Source organism: Stenotrophomonas sp. STEN029, from assembly GCF_056760015.1.
The window spans coordinates 1-7,718 of the sequence record NZ_JBRREC010000140.1 but is presented as its reverse complement, the minus strand read 5'-3'; the positions used below and the strand labels follow the sequence as shown (position 1 = coordinate 7,718).

Here is a 7,718-nt window from a genome sequence, read left to right as displayed (position 1 = left end):
CCCCCCACCCCTCTCCCGGTGCGCCCCCCCCCCCCCCCCCCCCCGCCCCCCCCCCGCCCCCCCCCCCCCCCCCCCCCCCCCCCCACTACAGCGAAGCGTGTCCCTGCCGGGCGCTGCAGGCGGATCAGTCGCGCTGCGGACGCTTGTAGGCCACGCAGTCCACTTCCACCTTGCAGTCCACCACCATGCGGCTTTCGACGCAGGCGCGGGCCGGTGGGTTTTCGCCGAAGTAATGCTTGAACACGCCATTGAAGGCGTAGAAGTCGCGGGCGTCGTCCAGCCACACGCCGCAGCGCACGACGTGCTCGGGGCCGTAGCCGGCCTCGGCCAGTATCTGCAGCACATTGCCGATGACCACGTGCGATTGCTCGGTCACGGTGCCAGCGACCAGTTCGCCGTCGCGCATCGGTACCTGCCCGGAGACGAACAGCCAGCCGTCGGCTTCGACCGCGCGCGAGAACGGCATGTGCTGCTTGCCTTGGCCAACGCCGCCTTCGGCGCCATAGCGTTTGATGTCACTCATCGGTATTCCTTTGTAATGGGTACAGCGGTTGCAACTCAGGCTGCGGGGGCAGCCTCGGGGCAGACAAAACGGCCGGCGCGGGCAACGACCTGCTTGCCGTCGTAGCTCAGGCAGCCGTTGACCCAGACCGCGTTGATGCCATCGGCGGCGCGGATCGGGTCGTGGAAACTTGCCGTGTCACGTATCCGTGCCGGGTCGAACAGCACCAGATCGGCGCACCAGCCAGCGCGGATGAAGCCGCGTGCCCCCATCGCGAAGCGTGACGCGGGCAGGCCGGTCATCTTGTGCACAGCGGTATGCAGCGGGAACAGCTGCTCATCGCGGGCGTAATGGCCAAGCACACGTGGGAAGGTGCCCCATAGCCGTGGATGCGGACGCGGATCGCGCGGCAAGCCATCGGAGCCGATCATGGTCAGCGGATGGGCCAGGATTTGGCGCACGTCGGCCTCGTCCATGCCGTGGTAGACCGCACCGGCCGGTTGCAGGCGGATTGCGGCATCCAGCAGCGACACCTTCCAGTCGGCGGCGATCGCCGCCAGCAGGCGACCGCCCTGGGCGGGCTCGGGCTCGGACCAGGTGATCAGGATGTCGAAGGCATCGGTGACCTGTTTAAGGTCCAGGGTCGAGGCACTGGCGGCATAGGGATAGCAATCGCAGGCGACATCCTGGGTGGCCGAGGCGGCGTGCAGGCAGGCCAGCACTTCGCCGCTGCGGCCCCAGTTGTCGATGCCGGCGCACTTCAGGTGCGAGACGCGCACCGCTGCCTGCGGCACGCGTGCGGCATGGAAGGCTTCTTCCATCGCCTCGAGGATGCCGCCGAATTCATCGCGCAGGTGGGTGGCATACAGCCCGTTGCGCGGCAGCTCCTCCGCCAGTGCATCCACCTCCGACGACGGTGCACTGAAGGCCGACGCATAGGCCAGGCCGCTGCTCAGGCCGAGTGCACCCTGGGCGAGGCTGTCGCGCAGCTGCGTGCGCATCGCGCTGATTTCGTCGGCGCTGGCGGCGCGGTCGAGCCGGTCCATGTGGTTCTGGCGCAGGGAGGTGTGGCCGACCAGTGCGGCCACGTTCGTTGCAGGGCCGGCGAGCTCCACCGCCTTGCGGTAGCTGGCGAAATCCGCATAGCGGAAATCCTCGGCATCGCCCAGCAGGTTCATCGGGTCCGGCACCTGATCGCGGATCTGCACCGGGCTGGCGCTGATGCCGCAGTTGCCGACCACCACGGTGGTCACGCCCTGCGACAACTTGCTGAGCATGTCCGGATTGCGGATCACTTCCAGGTCGTCATGGGTGTGCACATCGATGAAGCCCGGCGCCAGCGCCAGGCCTTGCGCGTCGACCACATGCGCCGCAGGCGCGTCTCCAAGCTGGCCAACCGCGACGATACGCCCGGCATTGATGGCCACATCACCCTGCACGCCAGCCTGGTCGCTGCCATCGAAGATCAGGGCGTTGCGTATCAAGAAATCATGCATGGATCAGTCACCCAGCGGCAGGCGCGAATCACCGCCACGGTGGCGGTCCAGGGCCAGCTTGATGCGGCGCAGGTGCTCGTGGTTGGCGTTGGCATCGTTGAGTGCGGTGGTGGTGGCAAGCACGTCGATCGCCAGCATCATCGCGTAGCGCGAGGCCGAGGGCTTGAACACGAAGTCGGTTTCCTCGATCTGGATCGGCAACAGCCAGTCGCTGCGTTCTGCCAGGGCGGTGTTGGCCTGGGTGATGGCGCCGATGCGGGCACCGTAGGTGCGTGCGATGTCCACCGCCGAGATGATTTCCGGGGTAATGCCGCTGACCGACAGCACCAGCACCAGATCCTGCGGTCCAAGCGTGGCGCCGATGATCTTCATCATCAAGGCATCGCTGCAGGCCGAGACGGGACGACCGAAGCGGACGAAGCGGCTCTGCAGCTCCTGTGCGAATACCGTTGAGCAACCACCGAGACCGAAGATGTGGATCATGCGTGCCTGGCAGATGGTTTCGGCCAGTTCCTGCACCACGTCCTCTTTCAGATTGGCGATGTTGTGACGCAGGCTCTCCTGGATGTCATCGCAGATCTGCGCGTACAGCGCGGATACCGGCGGTGCGTTCTGCTGCTCCAGGAAGCGCTTGCCGACCGCGCTGGCCGAGGCCAGCCGTGCGCGCAGCTCGCGGACGTGTTCGCAGCCCAATGCCTTGGCAAAGCGCGAGATGGCGGCAGCGCTGACTTCGGCGCGTTCAGCCAGCTCGCTGACGCCGTACTGCGCGGCGGCATCCACGTCGGCCAGGATCGCCGCGGCAATCCGCGCCTCGACCGGGCTGAACTCGTGCTGGCGCTGGCGCAGCTCATAGACGATATCGAACGTATTCTGCGACATGTTCAAAGCACCATGGACAGGGCCATCACCAGGGACAGGGCGATGACGGAAATGAGGGTTTCGAGCACCGTCCAGGTCTTGAAGGTCTGGGCGACAGTCATGTTGAAGTATTCCTTCACCAGCCAGAAGCCACCGTCGTTGACGTGTGACAGCACCACCGAGCCGGCACCGGTGGCCAGCACCAGCAATTCAGGGTGGGCATAGCCCATGGCGGCTGCAATCGGCGCGACGATGCCGGAGGCGGTGGTCATCGCCACGGTTGCCGAGCCGGTGGCGATACGCATCAGCGCGGCCATGGTCCAGCCCATCAGCAGCGGCGACAGTTCGAAGCGCTGCGACAAGCCGATGATTTCGGCGGCGACGCCGGTATGCACGAGGATGCCGTTGAGGCCGCCACCGGCACCGACCAGCAAGGTGATCGCCGCTGTGGGTGCCAGGCATTCCTGGGTGAACTTGAGGATCTGTTCACGGCTGAAGCCGCGCATCAGGCCCAGGGTGATGAAGCTCATCAGGGTCGCCAGCAGCAACGCGACCACCGAGTGGCCGATGAAGCGCAGGCCGTGGTTGAGGGCCGAACCGGGTGTAGCGATCTGGTCGGCCCAGCCGCCGAGCAGCATCAGCACCACCGGCAACAGCAAGGTGGCCAGGGTGATGCCGAAGCCGGGCAGCTGCTCATCGGGAATGCGGCCATGGCCTTCGTCGAGCAGCGCCGCTTCCATCGGGTTGTGCGTGGGTAGCTTGACCCGTGGCGCCACGAACTTGGCGAATACCGGGCCGGCGACGGCTGCGGTCGGCAAGCCGATCAACAGCGAATAGAACACGGTGCGGCCGACATCGGCGCCATAGGCATTCACCGCCAGCATCGCCGCCGGATGCGGCGGCACCAGGCCATGCACCACCGACAAGCCGGCCACCATCGGCAGGCCGACCAGCAACAGCGGTACGCCGGTGCGGCGGGCGACATTGAGCACGATCGGGATCAGCAACACGAAGCCGACCTCGAAGAAGATCGGCAAGCCCACGCAGAAGGCGATCAACATCATCGCCCAGTGCACGTTCTTCGTGCCGAAGCGGGCGATCAGGGTGCGCGCGATGCGCTCGGCGCCGCCGGACTCGGCCATCATCTTGCCGAGCATGGTGCCCAGCGCGACGATCAATGCGATGTGCCCCAGCGTCTTGCCGACACCTTGTTCGTAGGCGGGCAGGATCTCCGGCGCCGGCATGCCGGCAAATAGCGCCAGGCCCACCGACACCAGGGTGACGCTGATGAAGGGATTGAGTCGGAAGCGGGCGATCAGCACGATCAGTGCAAGGATCGACAATGCGGCGTAGATCAACAGCAGATTACCGTCGGTCATGCGAACAGGCTCAATGGAAGCGGTTAGAACTGCGTGGAAACAGCGCCGACAACGCGGTGTGCGTCATCGACCACCAGCAGGTGGCGCCATTTGTCGAAGGTCAGGCAGGGGTGGGAAATGTCGAAACAGAGCATGTCGCCCACCTGCAGCTCATCGTCGGCCTGCAGTTCGAGGAAGGCGTGCTGGTCCATCATCGCAGTGACCTTCCAATGCGCGGCGGCGTTGCTCGGTGCCGCGTCGCCAGGGCGATAGTGCAGCGCAGGCACGGGGAAACCGGCATCGAAGGCTGCGTCGCGCTTGCCCAGGCCGATGATGGCCTTGCCCGGTTCCGGCCGCGACTGCACGTAAGCCCATAGCCGCAGCGCCGGCTGCAGGCTGCTGCCCATCTCGCGCGCGACCGGATTGCTGGCGTGGATGCGCTCGGCCGCCTGCCGGTAGATGCCGACATCGTGGCTGAGATAGCAGCCCGGACGCAGCACGATCTGCGCATCGGCATCGTTGGCCAGCACGGAGAACTCCTCGGCGACCACGTCGAACCAGGCCGAACCGGCGCCGCTGAGGATGGCCGGCAACTGGCGGAAACCGCCGCTGGTACGGATCGCCTGCCACTGCGCAAGGCTGCGCTGCAGCATGGCGCGCACGCCAGCCTCGTCGCCAGCGACACCTTCGTAGACTTCGACACCGACCAGCGCGACCGCATCCGGCCAACGCGCAATTTCATCCAGTACGGCCTGCGCCTGGGCCTCATCGCGCACGCCGGTGCGGCCACCGGCCAGACCAATCTCCAGCAATACCTTGATCTGCTGCCCGCGCGCGCTGAAGTAGCTGCCCAACGCGGCCACATTGGCGGCCGAGTCCACCACGCAGGCGAACCAGAAGCCCGGATCGCGCTGCTGCAGGGAGGCGATCAGTTCGAAGTTGCCCTTGCCGACCAACTGGTTGGCGAGCAGCACGCGCTGTACGCCTTCGGCATGGGCAGCAACGGTCTGCGGCGCGGTGGCCAGGGTGATGCCCCAGGCACCGGCATCAAGCTGCATGCGGAACAGCGCCGGACTCATGGTGGTCTTGCCATGCGGCGCCAGTTGGCAGCCATAGGCCTGCGCGAATTGACCCATCCACTGCAGGTTGTGCTGCAGTGCCGGGGCGCTGAGCACGGCGGCGGGCAGGCTCAGCTGCTCTTCGAGGATGGCCGGTGCGGCGGCCGCGAGCGATGCCGGGGTCCACGGGCCCCCGCTGGGGAGGCCCTTGCCGTCTAGAACTGCTTCGGAATGAAAGTAATTTTCCTGCACGAATCCTGCCTCTTGCCTTGGTCACCCGGGATTATGGGTGGCTATTGGGGCGAAAAGGGAGAATACGTGAAAATTATTTTCTTGTATGCCTTGGGTCGGTCAAGGCGGACCAAGGCTTAGAAGTGCAGCTGGACGCGACCGGCAAGGACGCCGCTGTGGTCCAGCGTCCGCCCGAGCAGTTCATCACGACGCCGGCTGTCGGTCCAGTCCAGCATCAGCCGGACGTTCCTGGAGGCATACCAGTTCACTCCGACGGTCCACGCTTCAGCAGTGACGTCGCGTGGCTGCGCGGGCCATTGGCGACCATTGATACGGTCGTAGCGGGCGACCAGTTCCCATGCACCGAAGTCACCTTCCGGTGACAGTTGGACAAAGCGGCCCCCCTTTGCGTCGTAGGGGCGTGATTCCCCGGTAAGCAGCCAGCTGCCCTGCAGATAGCCGGCCTGGACTTCAGCGCGCTGTTGACCGTCGTCGTAGCGGGCGCCGCCGTACTCGGCCTGCCACGACCATGGGCCGGAGACGCCGGCGGTCTCGAAGCTGTAGCGGTTGACCGTGACCGCACGACCATTGCGGAACTCCACCAACGGCAGTCGGCCGTGCCTGCCAAGGTGGCCGGTTGCGCGGACCTGTGCGCGCGTTGGCAGGGCACCATCGGCACCGGGATGGCTGTGGTGCTCGCGGGCACCGGAAACGCCAAAGTGCAGTACCCGGCCCGGCTGGCTCCATGGCGCATGCCCAACCCGGCCGCCGATGACGTGGCCCTTGGCCTGCCACACGTCGATGCTTTCCAGGCTGAAGACGCTGCCGCTCCAGAAAATGCCGTCGTGGTTGCCTTGCGCACCAATGCCCAGCCGGTAAGCCGTACCCAATGACTGCACCAGGTAGCTGCGCTCGATGATCGGCGCGTGGTTGGCGCTGCTGCGGTCATCCAGCGTGTAGAACTGCTTGAACTGCCCGATGGTCACTAGTGCGGTGCCGATCCTGTGGGTGAGATAGACATCGCGTGCGACCGGCCGATGGCCGGCGAAGTCGGCCTCGAGCTTGTACCCAACGCTGTGAACCTTGCCGGCGACTCCCAGCCACGCCGCGCGCAGGTCGTCGCCCCGGCGTTCGGCCGGACCGCGCTTGTCATTGTCGAAGCGGGCGAACTCGTAGTACAGACGACCGCTGGCTTCGGCGGTGATATGGTCGCTGGCGAGTGCGGCAGGGGTGCTGGCCAGCATCAGCAGGCCAGCGATTGAAGCGCGCAGGGTAAAACCGGCCATCCGTTGCCTCGGCACATTGGGGAGTGCGCGGACGATAGACAGGGGCAGTTCAGCCACCAATAGCGATTTTGGACTAGGGCGGGCGGGCAGCGCCCGTGCCAAACTTGCGACATGAGCCTGATCAAGGTGCTTGTTGCCGACGACCACCCGTTGTTCCGTGCCGCCGTGCTGCATGCATTGCGCGACGGCGGTGCCGTGGGCGAGATGCTGGAAGTTGCCAGTGTCTCGGCCCTGACCCAGGCGGTGGCGGAGCATGCCGATGTGGACCTGGTCCTGCTCGACCTGACCATGCCCGGCGCGCACGGGTTTTCCTCGCTGGTGTGGCTGCGCGGCGAACGGCCCGAATTGCCGGTGATCATCATTTCGTCCAATGACAATCCGCGGGTGATACGCCGGGCCCAGCAGTTCGGTGCGGTCGGCTTCATTCCAAAATCCGCGCCGGTTGAATCGATAGGTGCGGCGGTGGCAGCGGTGATGGACGGCGATACCTGTTTCCCGCCGCTGGCTGCGGTGCGTTCCGAACATGACGCGTTGCTGGCGTCACGGCTGGCGCGGTTGACCCCACAACAGATGCGCGTGCTGCTGTGCATGGCCGATGGCCTGCTCAACAAGCAGATCGCGCACGTGCTGGGGTTGGCGGAGAACACGGTGAAGGTGCACGTCACCGCTGTGCTGAAGAAGCTCGAATGCAATAGCCGCACCCAGGCAGCGGTGCTGTTGAAGACGCTGGAGGCGGAGTGGGAGCCAGAGTTGCCAGGACCCGCCCCGTAGTGCCGAGCCATGCTCGGCAGGGGCTTTCCAAGCAACCCCAACGTAGTGCCGAGCCATGCTCGGCTGGAGCATTACCGACAAACCGTCACCTGTAGTGCCGAGCCATGCTCGGCTGGAGCATTACCGACAAACCGTCACCTGTAGTGCCGAGCCATGCT

7 protein-coding genes are annotated in these 7,718 nt (G+C 65.8%); 1 reads left to right on the top strand and 6 read right to left on the bottom strand.

Going from position 1 to position 7,718, the window contains the following annotated elements:
- Positions 1-124: 124 nt before the first annotated feature.
- The 6 genes from ACVOLI_RS19780 to ACVOLI_RS19755 form a co-directional block, all read right to left on the bottom strand.
- Positions 125-523 carry a RidA family protein gene (locus ACVOLI_RS19780; protein WP_282267150.1) on the bottom strand — a complete coding sequence of 133 codons (399 nt, stop codon included), beginning with the start codon at positions 521-523 and terminating at the stop codon, positions 125-127.
- A gap of 35 nt (positions 524-558) precedes the next feature.
- Positions 559-1,998 (bottom strand): N-acyl-D-amino-acid deacylase family protein, encoded by a 1,440-nt coding sequence (locus ACVOLI_RS19775; RefSeq protein ID WP_481615691.1) that lies wholly within the window; start codon positions 1,996-1,998, stop codon positions 559-561.
- Between the two features lie 3 nt (positions 1,999-2,001).
- Positions 2,002-2,877 (bottom strand): MurR/RpiR family transcriptional regulator, encoded by an 876-nt coding sequence (locus ACVOLI_RS19770; protein ID WP_481615690.1) that lies wholly within the window; start codon positions 2,875-2,877, stop codon positions 2,002-2,004.
- A gap of 2 nt (positions 2,878-2,879) precedes the next feature.
- Entirely contained in the window at positions 2,880-4,235 is a 1,356-nt protein-coding gene (locus ACVOLI_RS19765; protein WP_481615689.1) for a GntT/GntP/DsdX family permease, read from the bottom strand.
- A gap of 23 nt (positions 4,236-4,258) precedes the next feature.
- A complete protein-coding gene (locus ACVOLI_RS19760; RefSeq protein WP_481615688.1) occupies positions 4,259-5,524 on the bottom strand; it encodes an amino acid deaminase in 1,266 nt (421 codons plus the stop codon).
- A gap of 116 nt (positions 5,525-5,640) precedes the next feature.
- Positions 5,641-6,789 (bottom strand): OprO/OprP family phosphate-selective porin, encoded by a 1,149-nt coding sequence (locus tag ACVOLI_RS19755; RefSeq protein WP_481615687.1) that lies wholly within the window; start codon positions 6,787-6,789, stop codon positions 5,641-5,643.
- A gap of 111 nt (positions 6,790-6,900) precedes the next feature.
- Here ACVOLI_RS19755 and ACVOLI_RS19750 point away from each other — a divergent pair, with 111 nt between their 5' ends.
- A complete protein-coding gene (locus tag ACVOLI_RS19750) occupies positions 6,901-7,560 on the top strand; it encodes a response regulator (protein ID WP_481615686.1) in 660 nt (219 codons plus the stop codon).
- The last annotated feature ends 158 nt before the right edge of the window (positions 7,561-7,718 follow it).

What these genes read in the sequence shown, in the direction of transcription:
- ACVOLI_RS19775 (WP_481615691.1), bottom strand. Translation starts at nt 1,998, where the DNA reads ATGCATGATTTCTTGATACGCAACGCCCTGATCTTCGATGGCAGCGAC.
- ACVOLI_RS19780 (WP_282267150.1), bottom strand. Translation starts at nt 523, where the DNA reads ATGAGTGACATCAAACGCTATGGCGCCGAAGGCGGCGTTGGCCAAGGC.
- ACVOLI_RS19770 (WP_481615690.1), bottom strand. Translation starts at nt 2,877, where the DNA reads ATGTCGCAGAATACGTTCGATATCGTCTATGAGCTGCGCCAGCGCCAG.
- ACVOLI_RS19755 (WP_481615687.1), bottom strand. Translation starts at nt 6,789, where the DNA reads ATGGCCGGTTTTACCCTGCGCGCTTCAATCGCTGGCCTGCTGATGCTG.
- ACVOLI_RS19750 (WP_481615686.1), top strand. Translation starts at nt 6,901, where the DNA reads ATGAGCCTGATCAAGGTGCTTGTTGCCGACGACCACCCGTTGTTCCGT.
- ACVOLI_RS19765 (WP_481615689.1), bottom strand. Translation starts at nt 4,235, where the DNA reads ATGACCGACGGTAATCTGCTGTTGATCTACGCCGCATTGTCGATCCTT.